Source organism: Streptomyces sp. TLI_053 (assembly GCF_900105395.1).
GTDB lineage: Bacteria > Actinomycetota > Actinomycetes > Streptomycetales > Streptomycetaceae > Kitasatospora.
Genome location: NZ_LT629775.1, coordinates 5,660,157 through 5,686,648, shown reverse-complemented (window position 1 = coordinate 5,686,648; position 26,492 = coordinate 5,660,157). Strand labels below are relative to the sequence as shown.

Sequence of the window (26,492 nt, the reverse complement as noted above, 5' to 3'; positions counted from 1 at the left end):
AGTGACACCAACTTCGATTCCCCACCGGTGTCGGTCCGGGTGCCTACGGTGTGGCTCGGCACGGACCCACAGGAGGGAGAAGGGCCATGGTCGCCATGCCGGCAGTCGAGCACCCGCTGAGCGAGGGCAACCTCCTCCAGGCGTTTCTGGAGCTGGACACCCCGCTGGGATGCAAGGCCGAATTCATCGAAGGGGAGATCGTCGTGACGCCGCCACCGGACGGAGACCACGAGGACGCGATCGCCCGGTTCGCCCGGGCCGTCGCGCGCGAGGCCGTCGAGGAGTTGTACGTCAGCGGCGGCAAGGGTCTGATCACGCCGAACGGCCGTTTCGTCCCCGACGCGACGGTCGCACCCGTCGGTCACTTCCGCGCCCAGGAGTCCTGGGCGTCCGCAGCTGGAGTCGAACTCGTCCTCGAAGTCACCTCGCTCAACCCGCACAAGGACCGCGAACCCAAGCGCAGAGGCTATGCCGCCGCCGGAATCCCCTGCTACCTGCTGGTCGACCGCGGCACGGGCACTGTCACCCTGTTCACCCAGCCCGAGGACGGCGACTACATCACCACGACCAAGGTCGAGTTCGGCAAGCCACTCGACCTGCCCGCCCCGTTCTCGTTCACGCTCGACACGGGGCCCCTGCGGTAGGACGCAGCCACCGCAGGGGCCCCGGGACGGAGCCGGTCCGGACTACTCGACGGTGACCGACTTCGCCAGGTTGCGCGGCTGGTCGACCTCGTGGCCCTTGGCCGTGGCCAGCTCGCAGGCGAAGACCTGCAGCGGCACGGTGGCGACCAGCGGCTGGAGCAGCACCGGCGTGACCGGGATGCGGATCAGGTGGTCCGCGTACGGGACGACCGCCTCGTCGCCCTCCTCCGCGATCACGATGGTCCGAGCACCGCGGGCCCGGATCTCCTGGATGTTGGAGACGATCTTGTCGTGCAGGATCGACCGGCCGCGCGGCGACGGCACGACGACCACCACCGGCAGACCCTCCTCGATCAGCGCGATCGGGCCGTGCTTCAGCTCACCGGCGGCGAAGCCCTCGGCGTGCATGTACGCCAGCTCCTTGAGCTTGAGCGCGCCCTCCAGGGCCACCGGGAAGCCCACGTGCCGGCCGAGGAACAGCACCGACTTGGCGTCGGCGAGCGAGCGGGCCAGCTCACGCACCGGCTCCATGGTCTCGAGGACCTGCTCGACCTGCTTCGGCGCGTCGCCGAGCTCCTTGATGACCGCGAGGATCTCGTCGCCCCACTTGGTGCCGCGCACCTGGCCCAGGTACAGCGCGACCAGGTAGCAGGCGACCAGCTGGGTCAGGAAGGCCTTGGTCGAGGCGACCGCCACCTCGGGACCGGCGTGGGTGTACAGCACCGCGTCCGACTCGCGCGGGATGGTCGAGCCGTTGGTGTTGCAGATCGCCAGCACCTTGGCGCCCTGCTCGCGCGCGTGGCGCAGCGCCATCAGGGTGTCCATGGTCTCGCCGGACTGCGAGATGGCGATGACCAGCGTGCCGGGGCCCATGATCGGGTCGCGGTAGCGGAACTCCGAGGCCACCTCGACCTCGCACGGGATCCGGGTCCAGTGCTCGATCGCGTACTTGGCGATCATGCCCGCGTGGAAGGCGGTGCCGCAGGCGACGATGACGACCTTGTCGACCGAGCGCAGGTCGGCGTCCGACATCCGCAGCTCGTCGAGGGTGAGCCGGCCGTCGGTGCCGATCCGGCCGAGGAGGGTGTCGGCGACGGCCTTCGGCTGCTCGGCGATCTCCTTGAGCATGAAGTAGTCGTAGCCGCCCTTCTCGGCGGCCGAGGCGTCCCAGTCGACGTGGTACTCGCGCACGTCGGCCGGGGTGCCGTCGAAGTTCGTCACCGTGACGCTCTCGCGGCGCAGCTCGACGACCTGGTCCTGGCCCAGCTCGATCGCCTCGCGGGTGTGCGCGATGAACGCGGACACGTCGGAGGCGAGGAAGTTCTCGCCCTCGCCGCGCCCGACCACCAGCGGCGAGTTGCGACGGGCGCCGACCACCACGTCCGGGGCGTCGGCGTGCACGGCGACGAGGGTGAAGGCGCCCTCCAGCCGGCGGCAGACCGCGCGCATGGCCTCCGCGAGGTCGCCCTCGTACAGCTCGCCGAGCAGGTGCGCGACGACCTCGGTGTCCGTCTCCGAGCGGAGGGTGTGGCCGCGCTCGGCCAGCTCGGCCCGGAGCTGGGCGAAGTTCTCGATGATGCCGTTGTGGACCACGGCGACCTTGGCCGCGTCGTCCAGGTGGGGGTGGGCGTTGGCGTCCGTCGGACCGCCGTGGGTGGCCCAACGGGTGTGGCCGATACCGGTGGTGCCGCCGGGAAGAGGGGTCTCGGCGAGTGACTTCTCCAGGTTCGCGAGCTTGCCGGCCCGCTTGTCGGTGGCGAGGCTCCACTGCCCGTCGGAGCCGTGCACCTGCACCGCGACACCGGCGGAGTCGTAACCCCGGTACTCCAGTCGCTGCAGGCCTGCGATTACAACATCAAGGGCGGGCTGGGAGCCCACGTATCCAACAATTCCGCACATGCGTGCCAGCATAAGGGCGCTTCGGACGCCCCATTCGCACGGTTCGCCCACCGGCCGTGACCGACACCACAGCCACCGCGAACGGCGCTACGGCCCACAATGGAGCATGTGCTGACCGAACTCTGTACGCGGGGCGACATCACCCCCGGCCCCTCGCCGTCCCCCTACGTGGACCTCAGCCGGGCCGAGTGGAGCGCGCTGCGCGAGCGTACGCCGCTGCCACTGTCCGCGGAGGAGGTGGAACGGCTGCGGGGTCTCGGCACCGCACTCGACCTCGACGAGGTCCGGGACGTCTATCTGCCGCTGTCCCGGCTGCTGAACCTCTACATCCACGCCACCCACGACCTGCGCGGCGCGCTGGGCACCTTCCTGGACACCCCGGACACCGAACGCACCCGGACGCCGTTCATCATCGGGGTGGCCGGTTCGGTCGCGGTCGGCAAGTCCACCACCGCACGACTGCTCCAGGCGCTGCTGGCCCGCTGGCCGGAGCACCCCCGGGTCGAGCTGGTCACCACGGACGGGTTCCTGCTGCCGAACGCGGAGCTGCGCCGGCGCGGCCTGATGGCCCGCAAGGGCTTCCCCGAGTCGTACGACCGCCGGGCGCTGACCCGCTTCGTCGCGGATGTGAAGGCCGGCAAGGAGCGGGTCACCGCCCCGGTCTACTCGCACCTCGTCTACGACATCGTGCCGGACGAGCGCCTCACCGTGGAGCGCCCGGACATCCTCATCGTCGAGGGCCTGAACGTGCTCCAGCCGGCCCTGCCCGGCAGCGACGGGCGCACCCGCCTCGCGGTGGCCGACTACTTCGACTTCTCGATCTACGTCGACGCCCGCACCGACGACATCGAGAGCTGGTACCTGGACCGGTTCCGCAAGCTGCGGCAGACCGCGTTCCAGGACCCGAGCTCCTACTTCCGCCGCTTCACCGAGGTGCCGGAGGAGGAGGCGATGGAGTACGGCCGCCAGGTCTGGCGCACCATCAACCGTCCGAACCTGCTGGAGAACGTGCGGCCCACCCGCGGCCGCGCCACCCTGGTCCTGCAGAAGGGCTCGGACCACAAGGTCCGCCGGGCGCTGCTGCGCAAGCTCTGAGCGCACGCCGGAAGGCCCCCGCCGCGATCCTCCGCGGCGGGGGCCTTCCGGTGTCCGGGGCCGTCAGCCCAGCGAGCTGCGCACCGCCTCGGCGAGCGTCTCGGCGACGGACTGCGCCTGCGCCTCGTCGGCGGCCTCGACCATCACCCGGACCAGCGGCTCGGTGCCCGACGGACGCAGCAGCACCCGGCCGGTGGCACCCAGCTCGGCCTCGGCCGCGGCCACCGCGGCGGCCAGCTCCTCGCTGGTCCCGACCCGGCTCTTGTCGACGCCCTTGACGTTGATCAGCACCTGCGGCAGGCGGGTCATCACGGCGGCCAGGTCCGCCAGCGGCTGCTTGGTGGCGGCCAGCCGGGCACCCAGCATCAGGCCGGTCAGCGTCCCGTCGCCGGTGGTCGCGTGGTCCAGCAGGATGACGTGGCCGGACTGCTCGCCGCCCAGCGCGAAGCCGTGCTCCTTCATCGCCTCCAGCACGTACCGGTCGCCGACCGAGGTCTCGACCAGGTCGATGCCCTCGCGCTCCATCGCCAGCTTGAAGCCCAGGTTGGACATCACGGTGGCGACGGCGGTGTTGCGGCGCAGCGTGCCGGCCTCCTTCATGGCGACGGCCAGGATCGCGATGATCTGGTCGCCGTCGACCTCGTCGCCGGCCGCGTCGGCGGCCAGGCAGCGGTCGGCGTCGCCGTCCAGGGCGATCCCGAGGTCCGCCGAGTACTCGCGCATGGCAGTGCGCAGCCGGTCCAGGTGGGTGGAGCCGACACCGTCGTTGATGTTGAGGCCGGTGGGCTCGGCGCCCAGGGTGTGCACGACCTCGGCACCGGCCCGGGCGAAGGCCTCGGGGGCGACGTACGCGGCCGCGCCGTGCGCGCCGTCGATGACGACCCGGATGCCGTCCAGGCGGTTGGGCAGCACGCCGATGAGGTGGGCGACGTACTTGTCGAAGCCCTCGGTGTACTCGCGGACCCGGCCGACGGCGGCGCCGGTCGGACGGTTCCAGTCCTCACCGCCCGCCGCGTGCTTGTGGAAATGGGCCTCGATGGCGTCCTCGATGCGGTCGTCCAGCTTGTGGCCGCCGCGGGCGAGGAACTTGATGCCGTTGTCCGGCATGGCGTTGTGGCTGGCGGACAGCATCACGCCGAAGTCGGCGCCGAGCGCGCCGGTGAGGTAGGCCACCGCCGGGGTGGGGAGCACTCCGACCCGCAGTACGTCGACGCCGGCGCTCGCCAGGCCCGCGATGACCGCGGCCTCCAGGAACTCGCCCGAGGCGCGCGGGTCACGGCCGACGACCGCGACCGGCCGGTGGCCGTCGAAGGCCCCCGCCTCACCGAGCACGTGCGCCGCCGCGACCGACAGACCGAGCGCCAGCTCCGCCGTCAGCCCCTGGTTGGCCACACCGCGCACACCGTCCGTACCGAAGAGTCGTCCCATTGTCCCGTCCTCACATCGCCGCAATGCCTTGCAGTGAATCCGATCGAATCCCCGGCCTCCGCACAATGGCCGGGGAACACGACGCCCCGGAGTACACGGGGTACTCCGGGGCGTATGGAGCGCGTCCGGGGGCGTACACCACCAGGGCGGTGCGCACCCCCGGGGGCGCAATTAGCGCTTGCTGTACTGCGGCGCCTTGCGGGCCTTCTTGAGACCGGCCTTCTTGCGCTCGACGGCGCGGGCGTCACGCATCAGGAAGCCGGCCTTCTTGAGGGCGGCGCGGTTGTTGTCCACGTCCGCCTCGTTCAGGGCACGGGCGACACCGAGGCGCAGCGCGTAGGCCTGACCGGAGACGCCGCCACCCGAGATGCGGGCGACAACGTCGTAACGGCCGTCCAGCTCGAGGAGCTTGAAGGGCTCGTTCACGGTCTGCTGGTGCACCTTGTTGGGGAAGTAGTTCTCCAGGGTGCGACCGTTGATCTTCCACTGCCCGGTGCCCGGGACGATGCGCACGCGGGCGATCGCCTCCTTGCGACGGCCGAGGCCGGCGCCGGGGACGGCCTCGCCGAAGCGGCCGGCCAGGGACTCGGAGGTGTAGTTCTCCTCGGAGGTGTACTCGCCCTCGACGACAGTCTCGTCGAACTCGACCTCAAGGGTTTCAGTGGTCTCGGCCACGATGTTCCTCAGCTCTTTTCAGTGATGGGGGGCTTGGTGGCCGGAATTACTGCGCGACCTGGGTGATCTCGAACGGCACCGGCTGCTGCGCAGCGTGCGGGTGCTGGTCGCCCGAGTAGACCTTCAGCTTCGAGAGCATCTGGCGGCCCAGGGTGTTCTTGGGGATCATGCCCTTGATGGCCTTCTCGACGGCCTTCTCCGGGTTGTTCGCCAGGAGGTCGTCGTAGCGGACCGAGCGGAGACCGCCCGGGAAGCCGCTGTGGCGGTAAGCCAGCTTCTGGGTCTTCTTGTTGCCCGACAGGTGCACCTTGTCGGCGTTGATGATGATGACGAAGTCACCAGTGTCAACGTGCGGCGCGTAGATCGCCTTGTGCTTACCCCGGAGGAGGTTGGCGGCCTGGGAGGCCAGACGGCCGAGCACGACGTCGGTCGCGTCGATGACGTGCCACTGACGCTGGACGTCGCCGGGCTTGGGGCTGTACGTACGCACGGTCGTATGCCTTCGCTTTTCAGTGAGTGAGTCCTGACAGGAGCACCTGGAGGAGGGATCAGCCTGGCCGCCTTGGACGCAATTCAAGGGGGAGCCGCTGGTCGTCGACCTGATGTCTCCGGCGTACCGACCTCTCACGTGAGATAGAGCGAGCCAATACGCACATCAAGCGCCCAGGCTACCGGGCCGGACGGGGACGGTCAAAATCCTCCCCGCCGGAACGGTCTCCCGGGCCCCTGATCAGCGGTCCCGCTCGACCCGGCTGACGTCCCAGACCGGCTCCGGGGACTCGTAGACCCGGCCGTCCGCGCCGAAGACCAGGAAACGGTCGAAGGTCCGGGCGAACCACCGGTCGTGGGTGACGCACAGCACAGTGCCGTCGAAGGCCTCCAGCCCGGCCTGCAGCGCCTCGGCGCTCTCCAGGTCCAGGTTGTCGGTCGGCTCGTCGAGCAGCAGCGCGGTGACGCCGGACAGCTCCAGCTTGAGAATCATCAGCCGGGCCTGCTGCCCGCCGGAGAGCGACTCGAACTTCTGCTCCTCCTGCCGGTCCAGCTCGTACCGGCGCAGCACGCCCATCGCGGCGCCGCGGCCGAGCGCGTGCTCCTCCTCGACGATCGAGCGGACGGTGCGGCCCAGCAGCTCCGGGTGGGCGTGGGTCTGCCGGAAGTGGCCCGGCACCACCCGGGCGCCGAGCTTCCAGGCCCCGGTGTGGGCCACCGTGCCGTCGCCCGCCAGCAGCCGCAGGAAGTGCGACTTGCCGGAGCCGTTGGACCCCAGCACCCCGACCCGCTCGCCGTAGAAGACCTCCAGGTCGAAGGGCTTCATCAGACCGGTGAGCTCCAGTTGCTCCATGGTGAAGGCGCGCACCCCGGTGCGCCCGCCCTTGAGCCGCATCGTGATGCTCTGCTCGCGCGGCGGGGCCTCGGGCGGGCCGGCGTCCTCGAACTTCTTCAGCCTGGTCTGGGCGGCCGAGTAGCGGGAGGCCATGTCGTGGCTGACCGAGGCGGCCTGGCGCAGGTTGACGACGAGCTTCTTGAGCTTGGCGTGCTCCTCGTCCCAGCGGCGGCGCAGTTCCTCGAAGCGCTCGAACCGGGCCTTGCGGGCCTCGTGGAAGGAGTCGAACCCGCCGCCGTGCACCCAGACGCTGGAGCCGGCCGCGCCGGACTCGACGCTGATGATCTTCTCGGCGGTCCGGGACAGCAGTTCGCGGTCGTGGGAGATGAACAGCACGGTCTTAGGGGTGGCCCGGATGGCCTCCTCCAGCCAGCGCTTGCCCGGGACGTCCAGGTAGTTGTCCGGCTCGTCGAGCAGCAGCACCTCCTCGGGGCCGCGCAGCAGCGCCTCCAGCACGAGCCGCTTCTGCTCGCCGCCGGAGAGCGTGTTCAGGCCGCGCCACTGGGCCTTGTCGAAGGGCATCCCCAGGGCGGCCGTGGTGCAGACGTCCCAGTCGGTCTCGTAGTCGTAGCCGCCGACGTCGGCCCAGTCGGAGAGCGCCTGGGCGTAGGCCATCTGCGTCTTCTCGTCGTCCTGGGCGATCATCGCCAGCTCGGCGGCGTCGACCGCGCGGGCGGCCTTGGCGATCCGCGCGGGGGCGACGGAGACCAGCAGGTCGCGCACCGAGGCGTCGGCGGGCAGCGCGCCCGGGCCCTCCTGCTCGTCGCCGGCCTTCTTCTGCTCCTCGCGGCCGGTGGTGCCGACGAACTGGCGCATCACGCCGAGCCCGCCGCTGATCGTCACCGAGCCGCCGTGCGGCTGGAGGTCGCCCGCGATCATGCGCAGCAGCGTGGTCTTGCCCGCGCCGTTGGCGCCGACCAGTGCGACGGCCGCGCCCTCCCCCACCCGGAAGGACGCGTCGTCGAACAGCACCCGCCCGTCCGGCAGGTAGTACTCCAGGTGCGAAATCTCGACGTGTCCCATGGGGGAGATTGTCCCAAGCCGCCGCCCCGGACCCAAATGGATTAGGTGGTGCCGGGGCCTGACGGGGCGGTGGAGCCGAGCGGGGCGTCGGGGACCGGCGGGGTGCCGGGGAGGGTGCGCATCCGGCGGGCGGCGCGGTTGCGCTCGGCGAGCTGTTCGTCGGCCGGGTAGCCGACCTCCTCCAGGGTCAGCCCGTACGGCCGGATCACGTTGACGGCGGAGTTGCGCACACCGCCGGCCAGCACCTCGCCGGGGAACTCCACCGGCCGGTGGCCGTCGCCGACCAGCAGCATCGCGCCGACCAGGGCGCGCACCATGTTGTGGCAGAAGGCGTCGGCCCGCACGGTGGCGACCGCGAGCGAGCCCTCCTGGGACGCGTAGCCGTCCACCGGGACCCGGTCCCAGCGCAGCTCCAGCAGGGTGCGGATGGTGGTCGCGCCCTCGCGCTTCTTGCAGTACGCCGCGAAGTCGTGCTCGCCCAGCAGCAGCCGGGCGGCGGCGTTCATCCGGTCCAGGTCGAGCGGCCGGTCGTGCCAGAGCACGTGGCCGCGCAGCAGCGGGTCGACCCCGCCGGGGTGGTCCGCGACCCGGTAGGCGTAGCGGCGCCAGATCGCCGAGAAGCGGGCGTCGAAGCCGGCCGGGGCCTCGCCCACCCGGTAGATCCGGACGTCACCGGGCAGCCGCCCGGCCAGCCGGCGCATCAGCTTCTCCCGGTGCGCCTCCCACAGCTCGGCCGGCAGGTCGACGTGGGCGACCTGGCCGCGGGCGTGCACACCGGCGTCGGTGCGGCCGGCCACGGTGAGCGGGTGGAGCTCCTGGCTGCGGGTGACGATCTGCAGCGCGGTCTCGATCTCCTCCTGGACCGTCCGCCGGCCGCCCTTCTGCCGGGCCCAGCCGGAGAACTCGGCGCCGTGGTACGCGAGGTCCAGCCGGACCCGGACGTACCCGTCGGCCGGGCCGTCCTTCACCGGCGGCCGCTCGGCGCAATCGTTGACCACTGCTCTCCACTCCCTGGACATAGAGGCTGGCTGGACGAAGAAGCTGGACAAAGAGGAACGGGCCCGCTCCCCCACGGATGGGGAAGCGGGCCCGCAACACACCTGGTGGGTGTCAGGCCTGCTCGGCGGCCTCGGCCTCGTCGGCCTTGGGGGCCTCGACCTTGGCCTCGTCGGCCTCCTTGACGGCGCGCTTGGTGGCGGCCTCGGCCTCGCCGACGGCGGTCTGCGCGACGGTCAGCGCCTCGACCAGCTCGATCACGGCCATCGGGGCGTTGTCGCCACGACGGGGACCGATCTTGGTGATACGGGTGTAGCCACCCGGGCGGTTCTCGTAGCGCGGCGCGATCTCGGTGAAGAGGGTGTGCAGCACCGAGATGTCGGTGATGGTCTTGCGCACCAGGCGACGGTTGTGGATGTCGCCCTTCTTCGCCTTGGTGATCAGCTTCTCCGCCAGCGGGCGCATCCGACGGGCCTTGGCCTCGGTCGTGGTGATGCGGCCGTACTGGAACAGCTCACGGCACAGACCGGCGAGCAGCAGCGGCTCGTGGTGCGGGCCGCCGCCGAGGCGGGCACCCTTGGTGGGACGCGGCATGGAATTACTCCTCGAATCTCCGACTGCGGCCGTACCAGGTACCGCAGCGGGCGTACGGACACTGTGTCCGCACGACTTTCACGACGACGGGGGCGGTTCCGGGGAACCGCCCCCGCGGTCAAGTCTCTCAGTACTGCTCGGTCTCCGCGTAACCCGCGTCGTCCAGGTCGTCGGCGCCGAAGGCGTCGGCGGCGGCGGTCGGGTCGAACCCGGGCGGGCTGTCCTTGAGGGCCAGGCCCATGCCGGCCAGCTTCGCCTTGACCTCGTCGATCGACTTCGCACCAAAGTTGCGGATGTCGAGCAGGTCGGCCTCGGAGCGGGCGACGAGCTCACCCACGGTGTGGATGCCCTCGCGCTTGAGGCAGTTGTACGACCGAACGGTGAGCTCGAGCTCCTCGATCGGCAGCGCCAGGTCGGCGGCCAGGGCGGCGTCCGTCGGGGACGGGCCCATGTCGATGCCCTCGGCGTCGATGTTCAGCTCACGGGCGAGGCCGAACAGCTCCACCAGGGTCTTGCCGGCCGAGGCCATGGCGTCGCGCGGACGCATGGCGGGCTTGGTCTCGACGTCGACGATCAGCTTGTCGAAGTCGGTGCGCTGCTCGACACGGGTCGCCTCGACCTTGTAGGTGACCTTCAGCACGGGGCTGTAGATCGAGTCGACCGGGATGCGGCCGATCTCCTGGCCGGAGGCCTTGTTCTGGACGGCGGAGACGTAGCCGCGACCGCGCTCGACGGTCAGCTCCATCTCCAGCTTGCCCTTGCCGTTCAGCGTGGCGAGGATCAGCTCGGGGTTGTGCACCTCGACACCGGCCGGGGGCGCGATGTCGGCGGCGGTGACGACACCCGGGCCCTGCTTGCGCAGGTACATCACGACCGGCTCGTCGTGCTCCGAGGAGACGACCAGCTGCTTGATGTTGAGGATGAGGTCGGTCACGTCCTCCTTGACGCCCGGCACGGTGGTGAACTCGTGCAGGACACCGTCGACGCGGATGCTGGTGACAGCGGCACCCGGGATCGAGGAGAGGAGCGTGCGGCGCAGGGAGTTGCCGAGGGTGTAGCCGAAGCCCGGCTCGAGCGGCTCGATCACGAACCGCGAGCGGAACTCGTCGACGACCTCTTCGGTCAGCGAGGGGCGCTGAGCGATCAGCATGGTGTGGATCCTCCTGAAGATCTTCGGCACCCACTATTTGATGCCGAACAGAACCAGCGTACGGGGTCCCGTCCGAAACGGGACCCCGTACGAGGTTTAAAACGTGGACTGCGAGCCCGAAGGCGCTGCGTCAGACGCGGCGGCGCTTCGGCGGACGGCAGCCGTTGTGCGGGGTGGGGGTGACGTCCTGGATCGAGCCGACCTCCAGGCCGGTGGCCTGGAGCGAACGGATCGCGGTCTCGCGGCCGGAGCCCGGACCCTTCACGAAGACGTCAACCTTGCGCATGCCGTGCTCCTGCGCGCGACGGGCAGCGGCCTCGGCGGCCATCTGCGCGGCGAACGGGGTGGACTTGCGCGAGCCCTTGAAGCCGACGTGGCCGGCGGAGGCCCAGGAGATCACGTTGCCTGAGGGGTCGGTGATCGAAACGATGGTGTTGTTGAACGTGCTCTTGATGTGCGCGTGGCCGTGAGCGACGTTCTTCTTTTCCTTGCGGCGGATCTTCTTCGCGCCGGCAGCCTGACGACCCTTGGGGGGCATAAGTCTGTTCTCCTACTGAGGTGGTCGGTCCGCTGACCCGCGGGCCGGAGGGATGTCCGGTTACGGGACGGACTACTTCTTGCCCGGCTTCTTCTTACCGGCGATCGCGCGACGCGGGCCCTTGCGGGTACGCGCGTTGGTGTGGGTGCGCTGACCGCGGACCGGCAGGCCGCGGCGGTGACGCAGACCCTCGTAGCAGCCGATCTCGACCTTGCGGCGGATGTCGGCGGCCACCTCGCGGCGGAGGTCACCCTCGACCGTGAAGTTGGCGTCGATGTACTGGCTCAGCTTGACCAGGTCTTCCTCGGCGATGTCGCGAACGCGGACATCGGGGCTGACACCGGTCTCGGCGAGGGTCTGCTGGGCGCGGGTACGGCCGATGCCGTACACGTAGGTGAGGGCGATCTCGATCCGCTTCTCACGGGGGAGATCAACGCCGGCGAGGCGTGCCATTCAAGGCTCCTGTGTTTCTTCAGAGGTCTGGCGAGCCACCTACTCCGACACCTCACGGTGAGGGAGCCCCGGCCTCTGACCGGGGGCGGCAGTCCGTCCTGGACGGATCGGGTGGCCCGCTTATGACGTTTTTCGCGTCGCGCGAAGTACTACGAGAAATGCGGGAGAGAGATCAGCCCTGGCGCTGCTTGTGGCGCAGGTTGTCGCAGATCACCATGACCCGGCCGTGACGGCGGATCACCTTGCACTTGTCGCAGATCTTCTTGACGCTCGGCTTGACCTTCATGCTTCAGGTTCTCCGGGTCTAGATCTGGCGTTCTTACTTGTAGCGGTAGACGATCCGGCCACGCGTCAGGTCGTAGGGGCTGAGCTCCACCACGACCCGGTCGTCCGGCAGGATGCGGATGTAGTGCATGCGCATCTTGCCACTGATGTGCGCGAGGACCTTGTGACCGTTCTGCAGCTCGACCTTGAACATCGCGTTCGGAAGAGACTCGATCACGGTGCCCTCGATCTCAATGGCGCCTTGCTTCTTAGCCATGAACTGCGAGATCCACCTTCCGGGACCGGCTACCGTATGCGGCACGCTCGTGCGAACCTGGGTCCACCCCGACCCCGACGAGGGGGAAGAGGGCGTGCTGGAGCACGCTACGAGTGAGCCGACGGTCCATCCTACGCCAGCGCGGGGGATGCACCAAAACGGGGGCTCCGGTCAGCGGCCGGTCGTGGCGGCCGGAACGACCGGGACGGCCAGCGGGTCGACGTGGGCGGTGCAGGCGGAGCAGCGGCGGGCGGCCTCGGGGATCTCGGTCAGGCACTCCGGGCAGGGACGCTTCGGGGTCTTCGGCTTCTTCGGCATGTAGCGGGCGGTGGCCTTGGTCACCGGCAGGACCACGCAGAAGTAGAGCACCGCGGCGGTCATGAAGAACGCGATCAGCACGTTGAGGAACTGGCCGTACGGGAAGGTCACTCCGGCGATGGTGGCCTTGTAGGAGCCGAAGTCGCCGGCGGCACCGACCACCACACCCACCAGCGGGGTGAGGAAGGCGGACACGAAGCCGGTCACCACGCCGGTGAACGCGGCGCCGATGACCACACCGACCGCCATGTCGACGACGTTGCCGCGCATCATGAAGTCGCGGAATCCCTTGAACACTGCACTCTCCTCGCTCGAAGCCACTGCCAGCGCATAAAAATAGGACAAAAGCCCTGGAGGTCCAAACCTCCAGGGCTCCGCGTCCTTCGCCGGGCCGGTGGCCGGCCCGGTCCGCTACACGCCGAGCGGGTCCGGCGCGGCCGTGACACCCAGCCTGGCCAGCATCTCCTTGCCGCCGTCGAAGGCGGTGAGCACCAGCGGGCCCTCCTCGGTGACCGCCACCGAGTGCTCCCAGTGCGAGGCCCAGGTGCCGTCGTTGGTGACCACGGTCCAGTCGTCCTCCAGCACCTTGGTGTGCGGGGTGCCGAGCGAGACCATCGGCTCGATCGCCAGCACGGTGCCGGGGATCAGCTTCATGCCCTTGCCCCGGCCGCGCTCGACGTAGTTCAGCACGTGCGGCTCCATGTGCATCGCGGTGCCGATGCCGTGGCCGCCGTAGCCCTCGGTGATGCCCCACTTGCCCTTGGGCGGCAGCGGCTGGCGGCGGACGAAGCCCTCGATCGCCTTGGAGACGTCGACCAGGCGGTTGCCCTTCTTCATCTGGGCGATGCCGGCCCACATCGAGCCCTCGGTGACCCGGCTCAGCATCTCCACCTCGGGGCTCACCTCGCCGACCGCGACCGAGATCGCCGCGTCGCCGTGCCAGCCGTCCAGGATCGCGCCGCAGTCGATCGAGATGAGGTCGCCCTCCTGGAGCACCCGGTCACCGGGGATGCCGTGCACGACCTCGTTGTTCACCGAGGCGCAGATCACGCCCGGGAACCACAGGCCGCCGTGGTCCGCCCGGAAGTTCGAGGTCGCACCGTGGTCGGTGATGACCTTGTCCGCGATGTCGTTGAGCTCCTGGGTGGTGATTCCCGGGGCGACCGCCTCGCGGCACGCCTTGAGCGCCTCGGCGACGACCAGCCCGGCCGCTCGCATCTTCGCGATCTGCTCGGGGGTCTTGATCTCCACCATCTGGGTCACGCCTTCCTTGGGTTCCCGCGCGGTCCTTGCCGGCGGCCGTGCACTCGTTCCACCGTACGACGCCGTACGGCCGCGCTGCCCGTGGGCGGGCAGCGCGGCCGTACGTACGTCGCTGAAAAAACTCAGCTGTCCTGCTTCAGCGCCTCGATCGCGCGGGCGGTGACCTCGTCCACCTTGCCGAGCGCGGGGATCGTGGCGATCAGACCCTGCTGGCGGTAGTAGTCGATGATCGGCTCGGTCTCCGTGTGGTAGACCTCGAGCCGGGTCCGCACCTTGTCCTCGGTGTCGTCCGAACGCTGGTACAGCTCGCCGCCGCACTCGTCGCAGACCCCGGCGGCCTTCGGCGGGTTGTAGTCCACGTGGAACACGTGGCCCCCGTCGTTGCGGCACAGCCGGCGGCCGGCGATCCGGCGGACGACCTCGTCCTCGGGGACCTCGAGGTCCAGCACGCCGTCCAGCGCGATGCCCTGCTCGGCGAGGAACTCGTCCAGCGCCTTCGCCTGGCCCAGGTTGCGCGGGAAACCGTCCAGCAGGAAGCCGTTGGCGGCGTCCTCCTGGAGCATGCGGTCCTTGGCCATCCCGATGGTGACCTCGTCGGGCACCAGGCGGCCCGCGTCCATGTAGCTCTTGGCCTCGACACCCAGCGGGGTGCCCTGGCCGATGTTGGCGCGGAACAGGTCGCCGGTCGAGATGTGGGGGATGGACAGGGTCTTGGCGAGGAGGTGCGCCTGAGTACCCTTCCCGGCCCCGGGGGGTCCGACGAGGACGATACGCATCAGCGGAGGAACCCTTCGTAATTGCGCTGCTGGAGCTGGCTCTCGATCTGCTTCACAGTTTCGAGTCCGACGCCGACGACGATGAGCACGCTGGTGCCGCCGAACGGGAAGTTGGTCTGCTGTCCGAAGGCGACCAGGGCGATCATCGGGATCAACGCGATCAGGCCCAGGTAGAGCGAACCCGGCCACGTGATGCGGGTGAGCACGTAGTTCAGGTACTCGGCCGTCGGGCGGCCGGCCCGGATGCCCGGGATGAACCCACCATACTTCTTCATGTTGTCGGCAACTTCTTCGGGGTTGAAGGAGATCGCGACGTAGAAGAAGGCGAAGAAGACGATCAGCAGGAAGTACGTGGCCATGTAGACCGGGTGGTCACCGCGGACGAAGTGCTTGGTGATCCAGACCGCCCAGCTCGACTGACTGTTGGTCAGCTGAACCACCAGGGCGGGGATGTACAGCAGCGACGAGGCGAAGATGACCGGGATGACACCGGCCTGGTTCACCTTGAGCGGGATGTAGGTCGACGTCCCGCCGAAGGCCCGACGGCCGATCATCCGCTTCGCGTACTGGACCGGGATCCGGCGCTGCGCCTGCTCGACGAAGATGACGAGCATCACAACGATGACGCCGATCGCGATGACCGAGAGGAACTCGACCCAGCCGCCGCCGATGGTGCCGGACTGCTTGATCGCCCACATCGAGGTGGGGAACTGCGCCGCGATCGAGGTGAAGATCAGCAGCGACATGCCGTTGCCGATGCCCCGGTCGGTGATGAGCTCGCCGAGCCACATGATCACCGTGGTGCCGGCGGTCATGGTCAGGACCATCACGGCGATCCGGAACACCCCGGTGTCCGGGACGATCTGGTTGGCGTAGACGCACCCGGAGAAGAGGGCGCCGCTGGACGCGGTCGCCACGATCCCGGTGCCCTGGAGCACCGCCAGCGCGATGGTGAGGTAACGGGTGTACTGGGTGATCTTCGCCTGGCCGGCCTGCCCCTCCTTCTTCAGCGCCTCGAGTCGTGGGATCACGACCGTGAGGAGCTGGAGGATGATGCTCGCCGTGATGTACGGCATGATGCCGAGGGCGAAGATCGTCAACTGGAGCAGAGCGCCGCCGGAGAACAGGTTCACCAGGCCGAAGAGCCCGTTGTTCTTGGTCTCCTTGATGCAGGCGTGAACCGCCTCGAAGTCGACCCCGGGTACGGGAACGTGCGAGCCCAGCCGGAACAGCACCATGATGCCCAGCGTGAACAGCAGCTTCTTGCGCAGGTCGGGCGTCTGGAACGCCCGCGCGAACGCACTGAGCACGGTGCCTCCTGCGCCTCCCGCACGTCGTCGGCGGGAGGGTCGGTCCTGGAATGGGGAGTTTGCGGTTCGGGCCCCGTACAGACGGCACAGGCGAGCCTGCGCGCAGCCTACAAGGGAACTCCACGGACTCTAACAGTGCACGGCCACTCGAAAGAAGCGCGTACGCCCTCTCCCCCACTCATGGGGTACGGGATGCCCGGTTTTGCCACACAAAAGAACGAGAGCCCGTTCACCGCAATCCGTACCGCCCCGGGGCGGGGAAAGTCCGGAAAAGGCGTGAGCCCCGCGCTTCCCGGAACGGGAAACGCGGGGCTCACGAAGTCAGCGGGCTCAGACGAGCTCGGTGACGGTGCCGCCAGCGGCGACGATCTTCTCGGTGGCGGAGCCGGAGACGGCGTCCACCGTCACCTGCAGGGCGACCGAGATCTCGCCGGTGCCGAGCACCTTGACGAGGGAGTTCTTGCGAACCGCGCCCTTGGCGACCAGGTCCTCGACCGTGACCTCTCCACCCTGCGGGTAGAGCTCGGCCAGCTTGTCGAGGTTGACGACCTGGAACGTGATCTTGAACGGGTTCTTGAAGCCCTTCAGCTTCGGCAGGCGCATGTGGAGCGGCATCTGGCCACCCTCGAAGCGCTGCGGAACCTGGTAGCGGGCCTTGGTGCCCTTGGTACCACGACCAGCGGTCTTACCCTTGGACGCCTCACCACGACCCACACGGATCTTGTCGGTCTTGGCACCCGGGGCGGGACGCAGGTTGTGGATCTTGATCGGGTTCTCGCCCATGATCAGTCCACCTCCTCAACCGTCACGAGGTGACGAACGGTCTGGGCCATCCCACGGATCTCGGGACGGTCCTCCTTCACCACGACGTCGTGCATGCGCTTGAGACCGAGCGAACGCAGGGTGTCACGGTGATTCTGCTTGCTGCCGATGTACGACTTGGTCTGCGTGATCTTGAGGCGAGCCATCAGGCGCTCACCCCAGCAGCACGCGCCCGCAGCAGAGCGGCGGGGGCCACGTCCTCCAGCGGCAGGCCACGACGGGCGGCGATCTCCTCGGGGCGCACGAGGCCCTTCAGAGCGGCCACGGTGGCGTGCACGATGTTGATCGCGTTGTCCGAGCCGAGCGACTTCGACAGGATGTCGTGGATGCCGGCGCACTCCAGGACGGCGCGCACCGGACCACCGGCGATAACACCGGTACCGGGGGCGGCGGGCTTCAGGAGCACAACGCCGGCGGCCTTCTCACCCTGGATCGGGTGGGGGATGGTGCCCTGGATACGGGGGACCTTGAAGAAGTTCTTCTTGGCCTCCTCAACACCCTTGGCGATGGCGGCCGGAACCTCCTTCGCCTTCCCGTAACCGACACCCACGGTGCCGTCGCCATCGCCCACCACGACCAGCGCGGTGAAGGAGAAACGACGACCACCCTTGACAACCTTGGCGACACGGTTGATCGCGACGACGCGCTCGACGTAAGCGGTCTTCTCGACGGCGGGGGCGTTGCCCCGGTCGTCACGCTTACGGTCGCGCCGCTCGCCACCGGTGCCGCCGCCGGCGCCGCTACCGCGGCGCTGGGGTCCAGCCATTGGAATTACCTCTCTCGATTACGTCCGCCGACAGAGTCGACGAGCGGCTTAGAAGTCGAGCCCGGCCTCGCGGGCCGCGTCCGCCAGGGCGGCGATGCGGCCGGCGTACCGGTTGCCCGCGCGGTCGAAGACGACCGACTCGATGCCGGCAGCCTTGGCGCGCTCGGCGACCAGGCTCCCGACCTTCTTGGCCAGCTCGGTCTTGTCGCCCTCGGCGCCCTTGATGGACACGTCGAGGGTGGACGCCGACGCCAGGGTGTGACCCTTGGCGTCGTCGATGACCTGGGCGACCATGTGGCGGTTCGAACGGGTCACCACGAGGCGCGGACGCACCTCGGTGCCGGTGACGCGCTTGCGAACCCGGATCGCGCGGCGCTTGCGAGCGGCGCTCTTGTAGGCGTTGCCCTTGCCGATCTTGACAGAGACACTCATCGCTTACTTACCACTCTTTCCGACCTTGCGGCGGATAACCTCGCCCGCGTACTTGACACCCTTGGCCTTGTACGGGTCGGGCTTGCGCAGCTTGCGGATCTTCGCGGCGACCTCGCCGACCTTCTGCTTGTCGATGCCGTCCACGTGGAACTTGGTGGCCGACTCGACGACGAAGGAGATGCCCTCGGGCGCCTCGACGAGGATCGGGTGGCTGTAGCCCAGCTGGAACTCCATGTCGGAGCCCTTCGCCAGAACTCGGTAGCCGACACCGCTGATCTCCAGCGACTTGCGGTAGCCCGCGGTCACACCGGTGATCATGTTCGCCACCAGCGTGCGGGTCAGGCCGTGCAGGGCCTTCGACTGACGCTCGTCGTTGGGGCGGGTGACAGCCAGAATGCCGTCCTCGCCCTTGCCGATCTCGATCGGCGCGGCGACGACGTGGGTGAGGGAGCCCTTCGGACCCTTCACCGAGACCGTCTGGCCATCGATGGTGACGTCCACGCCAGCGGGGACCTGGATGGGCAGCCGTCCAATGCGCGACATTGCTGTACCTCCGTTTCCCGAATTACCAGACGTAGGCGAGAACTTCTCCGCCTACGCCCTTCTTGGCGGCCTGCTTGTCGGTCAGGAGGCCGGAGGACGTGGAGATGATCGCCACGCCCAGGCCGCCGAGAACCTTCGGCAGGTTGGTGGACTTTGCGTAAACGCGCAGACCCGGCTTGCTGATGCGCTTGATGCCGGCAATGGAGCGCTCACGGTTGGGGCCGAACTTGAGCTCGATGGTCAGCTTCTTGCCGACCTCGCCCTCAACCGGCTCCTCAACCTTGTAGGAGGAGATGTACCCCTCCTGCTGCAGGATCTCGGCGACGTGCGCCTTGATCTTGCTGGCCGGCATCGCCACGGAGTCGTGGTACGCCGAGTTCGCGTTACGCAGACGCGTGAGCATGTCTGCGATGGGGTCGGTCATGGTCATGATGGCCTCAGGCCTCTCTCGCCGCGGTTTCTCCGCGCCAGGTCCCCCTGCCGGACTCTTCCGAGTTCGTCAGGGGCACAAGCGCAGGGGACCTGCGACGTCGTAAGACTGGGTGCGAGCCCTCTCGCAAGAGGGCCACGGGCATCCATGGGGAAGCCGTGGCAGGGGGCCCGACCCCACTACCTTACGGGACTCCGTACGGCAGGCCCAAAACGGGCCGGTGTGGGATCGGGCACCTCTGCTTCGCTGGGTGCCCAGGGCACCTGGCTGACCTCGCGGAGGAGGACTACCAGGAGCTCTTGGTCACGCCCGGCAGCTCGCCGCGGTGCGCCATCTCACGGAGGCAGACACGGCAGAGGCCGAACTTGCGGTACACCGAGTGCGGACGGCCGCAGCGCTGGCACCGGGTGTAGGCCCGGACGCCGAACTTCGGCTTCCGCTCGGCCTTCGCGATGAGGGACTTCTTCGCCATTGGCTCACGCCTCCTTGAACGGGAAGCCCAGAGCACGCAGGAGCGCCCGGCCCTCGTCGTCGGTCTGAGCGGTGGTCACGACGGTGATGTCCATACCGCGCTGACGGTCGACCTTGTCCTGGTCGATCTCGTGGAACATAACCTGCTCGGTCAGACCGAAGGTGTAGTTGCCACGGCCGTCGAACTGCTTCGGCGAGAGGCCGCGGAAGTCACGGATTCGCGGCAGGGCCAGCGAAACCAGACGGTCCAGGAACTCCCACATGCGGTCACCGCGGAGGGTGACGTGGGTGCCGATCGGCTGGCCCTCGCGCAGCTTGAACTGCGCGATGGACTTGCGAGCCTTGGTCACGGCCGGCTTCTGGCCGGTGATCGCGGTGAGGTCGCGGATCGCGCCCTCGATCAGCTTGCTGTCACGGGCGGCCTCGCCGACACCCATGTTGACGACGACCTTGACCAGGCCGGGCGTCAGCATGACGTTCTCGTACGAGAACTGCTCCTGCAGCTGACCCTTGATCTCGGAGTTGTAACGCTCCTTGAGACGGGGGGTCACCTTCTCAACAGTCGTCTCAGACATCAGATGTCCTCACCGGTTCGCTTGGCAACGCGGATCTTGTTGCCCTCGTCGTCGAAGCGGTAGCCAACGCGGGTGACGACCTTCTTGCCGTCCTTCTCCACGACCAGCTGGACGTTGGAGACGTGCACCGGGGCCTCGACGGTGACAATGCCACCCTGGGTGCCCGGACCCGGCTTGGTGTGCTTCTTGACCCGGTTGACACCCTCGACCAGGACCTTGTTCTCGGCGGGCATGGCCTGGATGACCTTGCCCTGCTTGCCGCGGTCCTTGCCGGTGATGACCTGGACCAGGTCACCCTTCTTGATCTTCATGCTGTTCGCCATGAGTTAGAGCACCTCCGGCGCAAGCGAGATGATCTTCATGAACTTCTTGTCACGCAGCTCGCGGCCCACCGGGCCGAAGATGCGGGTACCGCGCGGGTCGCCATCGGTGTTCTTGAGGACGACAGCGGCGTTCTCGTCGAACCGGATGTACGAACCGTCGGGACGACGGCGCGACTTCACGGTGCGGACGACGACGCACTTGACGACGTCACCCTTCTTGACCGAACCGCCGGGGATCGCGTCCTTGACGGTCGCGACGATGACGTCCCCGATGCCGGCGTAGCGGCGACCGGAACCACCGAGAACGCGGATGCAAAGGATTTCCTTCGCGCCCGTGTTGTCGGCGACTCGCAGTCGCGACTCCTGCTGGATCACAGCTTTCTCCTGATCGTCAACGAGAGCTGACGGGCCGGCCGCTGCTCACACCGGCGTCCACGAGGGACCTGGTGCACATACGGCCGTACCGCATCAACTTCGTTACTTGGCCTTCTCGAGGATCTCGACGACGCGCCAGCGCTTCGTCGCGGACAGCGGGCGGGTCTCCGCGAGGAGGACCCGGTCGCCGATGCCGCAGGCGTTCGCCTCGTCGTGCGCCTTCAGCTTGTTCGTACGGCGGATGACCTTGCCGTACAGAGCGTGCTTGACGCGGTCCTCGACGGCGACGACGACGGTCTTGTCCATCTTGTCGCTGACGACGAGACCCTCACGGGTCTTGCGGAAACCGCGCGTCTCGTTGGTGTTCTCAGTCATCAGGCGCTCTCCACCGTCTCGATGCCCAGCTCGCGCTCGCGCATCAGGGTGTAGATCCGCGCGATGTCCTTACGGACGAGCTTGAGCCGTCCGTGGTTGTCGAGCTGCCCGGTCGCCGCCTGGAAGCGGAGGTTGAACAGCTCCTCCTTGGCCTCACGGAGCTTGGCAACGAGACCCTCGTTGTCCAGCTCGCGGAGGTCAGCAGCCTTGGTGCCGGCCGACATCAGCTCTCACCTGCCTCGCGCCGGATGATCCGGCACTTCATCGGGAGCTTGTGAGCTGCGCGGGTCAGCGCCTCACGAGCCACCTTCTCGTTGGGGTACGACAGCTCGAACATGACCCGACCCGGGTGCACGTTCGCGATCCACCACTCGGGCGAACCCTTACCGGAACCCATGCGGGTCTCGGCCGGCTTCTTGGTGAGCGGACGGTCCGGGTAGATGTTGATCCAGACCTTGCCGCCACGCTTGATGTGACGGGTGACGGCGATACGAGCGGACTCGATCTGCCGGTTCGTCACGTAGGCCGGGGTGACGGCCTGGATGCCGTACTCGCCGAACGCGAGCTCGGTGCCACCCTTCGAAGCGCCGCGGCGCTTCGGGTGGTGCTGCTTGCGGTGCTTGACCCGACGGGGGATCAGCATGACGGTCAGGCCTCCGTTCCGGTGTTCTCGGCAGCCGGAGCCTCGGCGACCGGGGCCGCGGGGGCCTCGGAAGCGGCGGGGCGACGGCCGCGGCCACCACGCTCGCCACCACGGCGCTCGCCACCGCGGGCGGGACGACCACCCTCGGGACGGGCCGGGCGGTTGCCCGAGCGGGCAGCGGCGTTCTCAGCGCGGACCTCGGCGATGTTCTTGACGTCGCCCTTGTAGATCCAGACCTTCACGCCGATGCGGCCGAAGGTGGTCTTGGCCTCGAAGAAGCCGTAGTCGACGTTCGCACGAAGGGTGTGCAGCGGCACACGACCCTCGCGGTAGAACTCCGAACGGCTCATCTCGGCGCCGCCGAGACGACCGGAGCACTGGACCTTGATGCCCTTGGCGCCGGACTTCATGGTGCCCTGCATCGACTTGCGCATGGCACGACGGAAGGAGACGCGGGAGGACAGCTGCTCCGCGACGCCCTGAGCCACGAGCTGGGCGTCCAGCTCGGGGTTCTTGACCTCGAGGATGTTCAGCTGGACCTGCTTGCCGGTCAGCTTCTCGAGGTCGCCGCGGATGCGGTCGGCCTCGGTGCCACGGCGACCGATGACGATGCCGGGGCGGGCGGTGTGGATGTCGACGCGGACGCGGTCGCGGGTGCGCTCGATCTCGACCTTGGAGATGCCGGCGCGCTCCATGCCCTTCGTCATCATGCGACGAATGGCAACGTCTTCCTTGACGTAGTCCTTGTACAGCTTGTCGGCGTACCAGCGGGACTTGAAGTCCGTGCTGATGCCGAGGCGGAACCCGTGCGGGTTAACCTTCTGGCCCATTACCGGGTCCCTTCCTTGCTGCTGACGACCACGGTGATGTGGCTGGTCCGCTTGCGGATCCGGTAGGCGCGGCCCTGGGCACGCGGACGGAACCGCTTCAGGGTCGGACCCTCGTCAACGTACGCCTCGCTGATGACGAGGTCGTCCACGTTGGAGTGGTTGTAGTTGTGCGCGGCGTTGGCAATGGCGCTGTCGAGCACCTTGCCCACCGGCACGGTGGCGGCCTGCGGAGCGAAACGCAGGACGGCCTGGGCCTCCGTGGCCGGCAGGCCACGGATGAGGTCCACCACGCGGCGGGCCTTCATGGGCGTGACGCGGATGTACCGCGCCTGGGCCCTGGCTTCCATGGTTGTCCCCTTAATGGAGTAAGTCATTGAGTCGGTCTGGCGGTGAAGCTCAGGCGACTAGCGACGCTTCGACTTGCGGTCGTCCTTGACGTGGCCGCGGAAGGTGCGGGTCGGAGCGAACTCGCCCAGCTTGTGGCCGACCATCGACTCGGTGACGAACACCGGGACGTGCTTGCGACCATCGTGAACCGCGATCGTGTGGCCGAGCATGGCCGGGAAGATCACGGAGCGACGGGACCAGGTCTTGATGACGTTCTGGGTACCCGCCTCGTTCTGCGCGTCCACCTTCTTGAGAAGGTGGCCGTCGATGAAGGGGCCCTTCTTGAGACTGCGCGGCATCTGACCTGCTCCTAGCGCTTCTTGTTGGTCTTGCGGCGGCGCACGATGAGAGCGTCCGACGCCTTCTTCGGGCGACGGGTACGACCCTCCTTCTGGCCCCACGGCGAGACCGGGTGGCGACCACCGGAGGTCTTACCCTCACCACCACCGTGCGGGTGGTCGATCGGGTTCATGGCCACACCACGCACGGTCGGGCGAACGCCCTTCCAGCGCATACGGCCGGCCTTGCCCCAGTTGATGTTCGACTGCTCGGCGTTGCCGACCTCGCCGACGGTCGCGCGGCAGCGCGCGTCCACCAGGCGGATCTCACCGGAGGGCATGCGCAGGTGCGCCATCTTGCCCTCACGCGCCAGCAGCTGGATGCCGGAGCCGGCGGAGCGGGCCAGCTTGGCACCGCCACCGGGACGCAGCTCCACCGCGTGGATGGTGGTACCGACCGGGATGTTGCGCAGCGGCAGGTTGTTGCCCGGCTTGATGTCGGCGCCAGCGCCGTTCTCGATCCGGTCGCCCTGCGTGATGCCGCGCGGCGCGATGATGTAGCGCTTCTCGCCGTCCGCGTAGTGCAGGAGCGCGATGCGCGCGGTGCGGTTGGGGTCGTACTCGATGTGCGCGACCTTGGCCGGCACGCCGTCCTTGTCGTGACGACGGAAGTCGATCACGCGGTAGGCGCGCTTGTGCCCGCCACCCTGGTGGCGAACGGTGATCCGACCGGCGTTGTTACGGCCGCCCTTGCTGTGCAGGGGGCGAACCAGCGACTTCTCCGGCGTGGACCGCGTGATTTCGACGAAGTCGGCCACGCTCGAGCCACGACGGCCCGGCGTAGTCGGCTTGTACTTGCGGATACCCATTTTCGTCCTCGTCTTGATCGACGATCACGGCCTCCGTCAGGAGGTCGGACCACCGAAGATGTCGATGCGGTTGCCCTCAGCCAGCGTCACAATGGCGCGCTTGGTGTCCTTGCGCTTGCCAAAACCCGTCTTGGAGCGCTTGCGCTTGCCCTGACGGTTGAGCGTGTTGACGGACTCGACCTTGACCGAGAAGACCGCCTCGACGGCCTGCTTGATCTGGGTCTTGTTGGCACCGGGCGACACGACGAACGTGTACTTGTTCTCGTCGAGGAGCGAGTAGCTCTTCTCCGAGATAACCGGCTTCACCAGGACATCACGGGGGTCCGTGAACGTCTTGCTCGTGATCTCTGCAGCCATCAGGCGGCGCTCCCTTCGAGCTCGCCCTCAGCAGCAACGGCCTTGGCGGACGCGGCGGGACCCGCCACGAAACGCTCGAAGGCGGCCTGGGTGAAGACCACATCGTCGGAGACGAGCACGTCGTAGGTGTTCAGCTGACCGGCGTCCAGGATGTGCACGTGCGGCAGGTTGCGGGCGCTCTTCAGACCCAGCTCGTCGGCACGCTCGACGACGAGGAGGATGTTCTTGCGCTCGGTGATCTTGCCGAACAGACCCTTGGCGGCCTTGGTCGACGGCACCTCGGCCGCGACCACGTCGGTGACGACGTGGATGCGGTTGTGGCGGGCCCGGTCGGTGAGCGCACCGCGCAGAGCGGCGGCGATCATCTTCTTCGGGGTCCGCTGCGAGTAGTCGCGCGGCACGGGACCGTGCACAACGCCACCGCCGGCGAACTGCGGCGCACGGGTCGAGCCCTGACGGGCGCGGCCGGTGCCCTTCTGGCGGTACGGCTTCTTGCCGCCACCGCGGACCTCGCCACGAGTCTTGGTCTTGTGGGTGCCCTGACGGGCCGCAGCGAGCTGCGCCACGACGACCTGGTGCATCAGCGGAACGCTGACCTTCGCGTCGAAGATCTCGGCCGGCAGCTCGAGGCTGCCGGTCTTGTCACCCGAGGGCGACAGGATGTCAATGGTGCTCATATCCTTCACAGCCCCTTCGCCGCGGTGCGGACGAGGACGAGGCCGCCGTTCGGGCCCGGGATCGCACCCTTGATGAGGAGCAGACCCTTCTCCGCGTCAACCGCGTGCACGGTCAGGTTCTGGGTGGTCACACGCTCGTGACCCATCCGGCCGGCCATCTTCAGGCCCTTGAACACGCGGCCCGGGGTGGCGCAGCCACCGATGGAACCGGGCGAACGGTGCTTGCGCTGCACGCCGTGACCGGCGCCGAGACCCCGGAAGTTGTGGCGCTTCATGACACCGGCGAAGCCCTTGCCCTTGGAGGTGCCGGTCACGTCGACCTTGACACCCGCCTCGAACAGCTCGGCGGTGATCTCCTGGCCCAGGGTGTACTCGGACGCGTCCGCGGTACGGAGCTCGACCAGGTGGCGGCGCGGGGTGACACCGGCCTTGGCGAAGTGGCCCGCGAGGGGCTTGTTCACCTTGCGGGGGTCGATCTCGCCGAAGCCGATCTGGACGGCGTCGTAGCCGGCCGGGCTGTCGGCGGTGTGGACCTGGGTCACGACATTGGGCCCAGCCTTGACGACGGTCACCGGAACGACCCGGTTGTTCTCGTCCCAGACCTGGGTCATGCCGAGCTTCTCGCCCAGGATGCCCTTAATCTGCTTAGCCATCTTCGGTGCGCCTCTCAGAGCTTGATCTCGATGTCGACGCCAGCCGGCAGGTCGAGACGCATGAGCGAGTCAACCGTCTTCGGCGTGGGGTCGAGGATGTCGATCAGACGCTTGTGAGTGCGCATCTCGAAGTGCTCGCGCGAGTCCTTGTACTTGTGCGGCGAGCGGATGACGCAGTAAACGTTCTTCTCAGTGGGCAGCGGCACCGGGCCCGCGACCTGCGCACCAGTACGGATCACCGTCTCGACGATCTTCTTCGCCGAGGAGTCGATGACCTCGTGGTCGTAGGCCTTGAGCCGGATGCGGATCTTCTGTCCCGCCATGGCTACCTTGTAGTCCTTCTGTCAAGTCGCCGCACGACTCCTCCTCCGACCCCCGCGCTCGGGCGTGTCGCCTTCGCGCTTGCAAAAAACCGGCGAATGAATCGTCGGTTTCAAACTTTCGGGGTGGGGGGGAGCCGGGCTGATACCCCGCACACGCTTCCCGGAAGATTCCCGTACTTTCGCCCCGCAGCTGCCGTGGCGTAACACACACGCTTGACGGCCATCACGGGAACGACGAGTAGATGGGACTCGCTTCCGGTCCTCCCGGCGGGAGGC

At 68.2% G+C, this 26,492-nt stretch carries 39 protein-coding genes; 2 read left to right on the top strand and 37 right to left on the bottom strand.

Annotation, left to right across the window (positions count from 1 at the left end):
• The first annotated feature begins 86 nt into the window (after positions 1–86).
• A complete protein-coding gene (locus BLU95_RS23395) occupies positions 87–644 on the top strand; it encodes a Uma2 family endonuclease (RefSeq protein WP_353653506.1) in 558 nt (185 codons plus the stop codon).
• A gap of 42 nt (positions 645–686) precedes the next feature.
• Here the strand turns inward: BLU95_RS23395 and glmS are convergent, their stop codons facing one another.
• Entirely contained in the window at positions 687–2,543 is a 1,857-nt protein-coding gene (glmS, locus tag BLU95_RS23390; RefSeq protein ID WP_093865071.1) for a glutamine--fructose-6-phosphate transaminase (isomerizing), read from the bottom strand.
• 99 nt (positions 2,544–2,642) lie between these two features.
• On the opposite strand from glmS, the gene coaA reads away from it, so the two are divergent.
• Positions 2,643–3,638 (top strand): type I pantothenate kinase, encoded by a 996-nt coding sequence (coaA, locus tag BLU95_RS23385; RefSeq protein ID WP_093861729.1) that lies wholly within the window; start codon positions 2,643–2,645, stop codon positions 3,636–3,638.
• Positions 3,639–3,701: 63 nt separating this feature from the next.
• Here the strand turns inward: coaA and glmM are convergent, their stop codons facing one another.
• The 36 genes from glmM to rpsJ form a co-directional block, all read right to left on the bottom strand.
• A complete protein-coding gene (glmM, locus tag BLU95_RS23380) occupies positions 3,702–5,066 on the bottom strand; it encodes a phosphoglucosamine mutase (protein WP_093861728.1) in 1,365 nt (454 codons plus the stop codon).
• Between the two features lie 171 nt (positions 5,067–5,237).
• Positions 5,238–5,741 (bottom strand): 30S ribosomal protein S9, encoded by a 504-nt coding sequence (rpsI, locus tag BLU95_RS23375; RefSeq protein ID WP_093861727.1) that lies wholly within the window; start codon positions 5,739–5,741, stop codon positions 5,238–5,240.
• Between the two features lie 46 nt (positions 5,742–5,787).
• Entirely contained in the window at positions 5,788–6,231 is a 444-nt protein-coding gene (gene rplM / locus BLU95_RS23370; protein WP_030393317.1) for a 50S ribosomal protein L13, read from the bottom strand.
• 240 nt (positions 6,232–6,471) lie between these two features.
• A complete protein-coding gene (locus BLU95_RS23365) occupies positions 6,472–8,148 on the bottom strand; it encodes an ABC-F family ATP-binding cassette domain-containing protein (protein ID WP_093861726.1) in 1,677 nt (558 codons plus the stop codon).
• 41 nt (positions 8,149–8,189) lie between these two features.
• Positions 8,190–9,146 carry a tRNA pseudouridine(38-40) synthase TruA gene (truA, locus tag BLU95_RS23360; RefSeq protein ID WP_231977746.1) on the bottom strand — a complete coding sequence of 319 codons (957 nt, stop codon included), beginning with the start codon at positions 9,144–9,146 and terminating at the stop codon, positions 8,190–8,192.
• A 112-nt stretch (positions 9,147–9,258) separates the two neighbouring features.
• On the bottom strand, positions 9,259–9,738 hold the full coding sequence (gene rplQ / locus BLU95_RS23355) for a 50S ribosomal protein L17 (protein ID WP_030393314.1): 480 nt from the start codon (positions 9,736–9,738) through the stop codon (positions 9,259–9,261).
• A 127-nt stretch (positions 9,739–9,865) separates the two neighbouring features.
• Positions 9,866–10,888 carry a DNA-directed RNA polymerase subunit alpha gene (locus tag BLU95_RS23350; RefSeq protein ID WP_030393313.1) on the bottom strand — a complete coding sequence of 341 codons (1,023 nt, stop codon included), beginning with the start codon at positions 10,886–10,888 and terminating at the stop codon, positions 9,866–9,868.
• 130 nt (positions 10,889–11,018) lie between these two features.
• On the bottom strand, positions 11,019–11,426 hold the full coding sequence (gene rpsK, locus BLU95_RS23345; protein ID WP_014136257.1) for a 30S ribosomal protein S11: 408 nt from the start codon (positions 11,424–11,426) through the stop codon (positions 11,019–11,021).
• A gap of 72 nt (positions 11,427–11,498) precedes the next feature.
• Entirely contained in the window at positions 11,499–11,879 is a 381-nt protein-coding gene (gene rpsM / locus BLU95_RS23340) for a 30S ribosomal protein S13 (RefSeq protein WP_093861724.1), read from the bottom strand.
• Positions 11,880–12,051: 172 nt separating this feature from the next.
• Positions 12,052–12,165, bottom strand: coding sequence for a 50S ribosomal protein L36 (gene rpmJ / locus BLU95_RS23335; RefSeq protein ID WP_003956441.1), 114 nt, complete (start codon positions 12,163–12,165; stop codon positions 12,052–12,054).
• Between the two features lie 33 nt (positions 12,166–12,198).
• Positions 12,199–12,420: a translation initiation factor IF-1 gene (infA, locus tag BLU95_RS23330; RefSeq protein ID WP_003956442.1), complete on the bottom strand. Its 222-nt coding sequence runs from the start codon at positions 12,418–12,420 to the stop codon at positions 12,199–12,201.
• Between the two features lie 171 nt (positions 12,421–12,591).
• A complete protein-coding gene (mscL, locus tag BLU95_RS23325) occupies positions 12,592–13,035 on the bottom strand; it encodes a large conductance mechanosensitive channel protein MscL (protein WP_093861723.1) in 444 nt (147 codons plus the stop codon).
• Between the two features lie 114 nt (positions 13,036–13,149).
• Positions 13,150–13,992 carry a type I methionyl aminopeptidase gene (gene map, locus BLU95_RS23320; protein WP_093865070.1) on the bottom strand — a complete coding sequence of 281 codons (843 nt, stop codon included), beginning with the start codon at positions 13,990–13,992 and terminating at the stop codon, positions 13,150–13,152.
• A 131-nt stretch (positions 13,993–14,123) separates the two neighbouring features.
• Positions 14,124–14,777 carry an adenylate kinase gene (locus BLU95_RS23315; protein ID WP_093861722.1) on the bottom strand — a complete coding sequence of 218 codons (654 nt, stop codon included), beginning with the start codon at positions 14,775–14,777 and terminating at the stop codon, positions 14,124–14,126.
• Entirely contained in the window at positions 14,777–16,087 is a 1,311-nt protein-coding gene (secY, locus tag BLU95_RS23310; RefSeq protein WP_093861721.1) for a preprotein translocase subunit SecY, read from the bottom strand. The genes BLU95_RS23315 and secY overlap by 1 nt, the downstream gene beginning before the upstream one ends.
• Positions 16,088–16,417: 330 nt before the next feature.
• Complete coding sequence (gene rplO / locus BLU95_RS23305; protein WP_093861720.1) at positions 16,418–16,870, bottom strand: 50S ribosomal protein L15; 453 nt, start codon at positions 16,868–16,870, stop codon at positions 16,418–16,420.
• A 2-nt stretch (positions 16,871–16,872) separates the two neighbouring features.
• The gene (rpmD, locus tag BLU95_RS23300) at positions 16,873–17,055 is read right to left on the bottom strand and encodes a 50S ribosomal protein L30 (protein ID WP_030251557.1); all 183 of its coding nucleotides are present in this window, start codon (positions 17,053–17,055) and stop codon (positions 16,873–16,875) included.
• Positions 17,055–17,675 (bottom strand): 30S ribosomal protein S5, encoded by a 621-nt coding sequence (gene rpsE, locus BLU95_RS23295; protein WP_030393306.1) that lies wholly within the window; start codon positions 17,673–17,675, stop codon positions 17,055–17,057. Before rpsE ends, rpmD begins: the two co-directional genes overlap by 1 nt.
• Before the next feature lie 48 nt (positions 17,676–17,723).
• On the bottom strand, positions 17,724–18,107 hold the full coding sequence (gene rplR, locus BLU95_RS23290; RefSeq protein ID WP_030055833.1) for a 50S ribosomal protein L18: 384 nt from the start codon (positions 18,105–18,107) through the stop codon (positions 17,724–17,726).
• Positions 18,108–18,110: 3 nt separating this feature from the next.
• Complete coding sequence (gene rplF, locus BLU95_RS23285) at positions 18,111–18,650, bottom strand: 50S ribosomal protein L6 (RefSeq protein WP_030393304.1); 540 nt, start codon at positions 18,648–18,650, stop codon at positions 18,111–18,113.
• Positions 18,651–18,672: 22 nt separating this feature from the next.
• Positions 18,673–19,080 carry a 30S ribosomal protein S8 gene (rpsH, locus tag BLU95_RS23280; RefSeq protein ID WP_030055831.1) on the bottom strand — a complete coding sequence of 136 codons (408 nt, stop codon included), beginning with the start codon at positions 19,078–19,080 and terminating at the stop codon, positions 18,673–18,675.
• 286 nt (positions 19,081–19,366) lie between these two features.
• On the bottom strand, positions 19,367–19,552 hold the full coding sequence (locus BLU95_RS23275) for a type Z 30S ribosomal protein S14 (RefSeq protein WP_030393303.1): 186 nt from the start codon (positions 19,550–19,552) through the stop codon (positions 19,367–19,369).
• 4 nt (positions 19,553–19,556) lie between these two features.
• A complete protein-coding gene (gene rplE / locus BLU95_RS23270) occupies positions 19,557–20,126 on the bottom strand; it encodes a 50S ribosomal protein L5 (RefSeq protein WP_030393302.1) in 570 nt (189 codons plus the stop codon).
• Positions 20,126–20,437 carry a 50S ribosomal protein L24 gene (rplX, locus tag BLU95_RS23265; RefSeq protein WP_030055828.1) on the bottom strand — a complete coding sequence of 104 codons (312 nt, stop codon included), beginning with the start codon at positions 20,435–20,437 and terminating at the stop codon, positions 20,126–20,128. The genes rplE and rplX overlap by 1 nt, the downstream gene beginning before the upstream one ends.
• 15 nt (positions 20,438–20,452) lie before the next feature.
• Positions 20,453–20,824: a 50S ribosomal protein L14 gene (gene rplN / locus BLU95_RS23260; protein WP_030393301.1), complete on the bottom strand. Its 372-nt coding sequence runs from the start codon at positions 20,822–20,824 to the stop codon at positions 20,453–20,455.
• Positions 20,825–20,926: 102 nt separating this feature from the next.
• Positions 20,927–21,199: a 30S ribosomal protein S17 gene (gene rpsQ, locus BLU95_RS23255; protein WP_030055826.1), complete on the bottom strand. Its 273-nt coding sequence runs from the start codon at positions 21,197–21,199 to the stop codon at positions 20,927–20,929.
• Complete coding sequence (gene rpmC / locus BLU95_RS23250; RefSeq protein WP_049649042.1) at positions 21,199–21,423, bottom strand: 50S ribosomal protein L29; 225 nt, start codon at positions 21,421–21,423, stop codon at positions 21,199–21,201. The genes rpsQ and rpmC overlap by 1 nt, the downstream gene beginning before the upstream one ends.
• Positions 21,423–21,842: a 50S ribosomal protein L16 gene (rplP, locus tag BLU95_RS23245; RefSeq protein ID WP_030393299.1), complete on the bottom strand. Its 420-nt coding sequence runs from the start codon at positions 21,840–21,842 to the stop codon at positions 21,423–21,425. Before rplP ends, rpmC begins: the two co-directional genes overlap by 1 nt.
• A 5-nt stretch (positions 21,843–21,847) precedes the next feature.
• Positions 21,848–22,672, bottom strand: coding sequence for a 30S ribosomal protein S3 (gene rpsC / locus BLU95_RS23240; RefSeq protein WP_030393298.1), 825 nt, complete (start codon positions 22,670–22,672; stop codon positions 21,848–21,850).
• The gene (gene rplV / locus BLU95_RS23235) at positions 22,672–23,019 is read right to left on the bottom strand and encodes a 50S ribosomal protein L22 (protein ID WP_030055822.1); all 348 of its coding nucleotides are present in this window, start codon (positions 23,017–23,019) and stop codon (positions 22,672–22,674) included. The genes rpsC and rplV overlap by 1 nt, the downstream gene beginning before the upstream one ends.
• Positions 23,020–23,076: 57 nt before the next feature.
• On the bottom strand, positions 23,077–23,358 hold the full coding sequence (gene rpsS / locus BLU95_RS23230) for a 30S ribosomal protein S19 (RefSeq protein ID WP_030055821.1): 282 nt from the start codon (positions 23,356–23,358) through the stop codon (positions 23,077–23,079).
• An 11-nt stretch (positions 23,359–23,369) separates the two neighbouring features.
• Entirely contained in the window at positions 23,370–24,206 is an 837-nt protein-coding gene (rplB, locus tag BLU95_RS23225; RefSeq protein WP_030393297.1) for a 50S ribosomal protein L2, read from the bottom strand.
• A gap of 36 nt (positions 24,207–24,242) precedes the next feature.
• Positions 24,243–24,563: a 50S ribosomal protein L23 gene (gene rplW / locus BLU95_RS23220; protein WP_030393296.1), complete on the bottom strand. Its 321-nt coding sequence runs from the start codon at positions 24,561–24,563 to the stop codon at positions 24,243–24,245.
• A complete protein-coding gene (gene rplD / locus BLU95_RS23215) occupies positions 24,563–25,240 on the bottom strand; it encodes a 50S ribosomal protein L4 (RefSeq protein WP_093861718.1) in 678 nt (225 codons plus the stop codon). Before rplD ends, rplW begins: the two co-directional genes overlap by 1 nt.
• A gap of 5 nt (positions 25,241–25,245) precedes the next feature.
• Positions 25,246–25,893: a 50S ribosomal protein L3 gene (gene rplC, locus BLU95_RS23210; RefSeq protein ID WP_030393294.1), complete on the bottom strand. Its 648-nt coding sequence runs from the start codon at positions 25,891–25,893 to the stop codon at positions 25,246–25,248.
• Positions 25,894–25,907: 14 nt separating this feature from the next.
• A complete protein-coding gene (gene rpsJ, locus BLU95_RS23205; RefSeq protein ID WP_012785157.1) occupies positions 25,908–26,216 on the bottom strand; it encodes a 30S ribosomal protein S10 in 309 nt (102 codons plus the stop codon).
• Between the last annotated feature and the right edge of the window lie 276 nt (positions 26,217–26,492).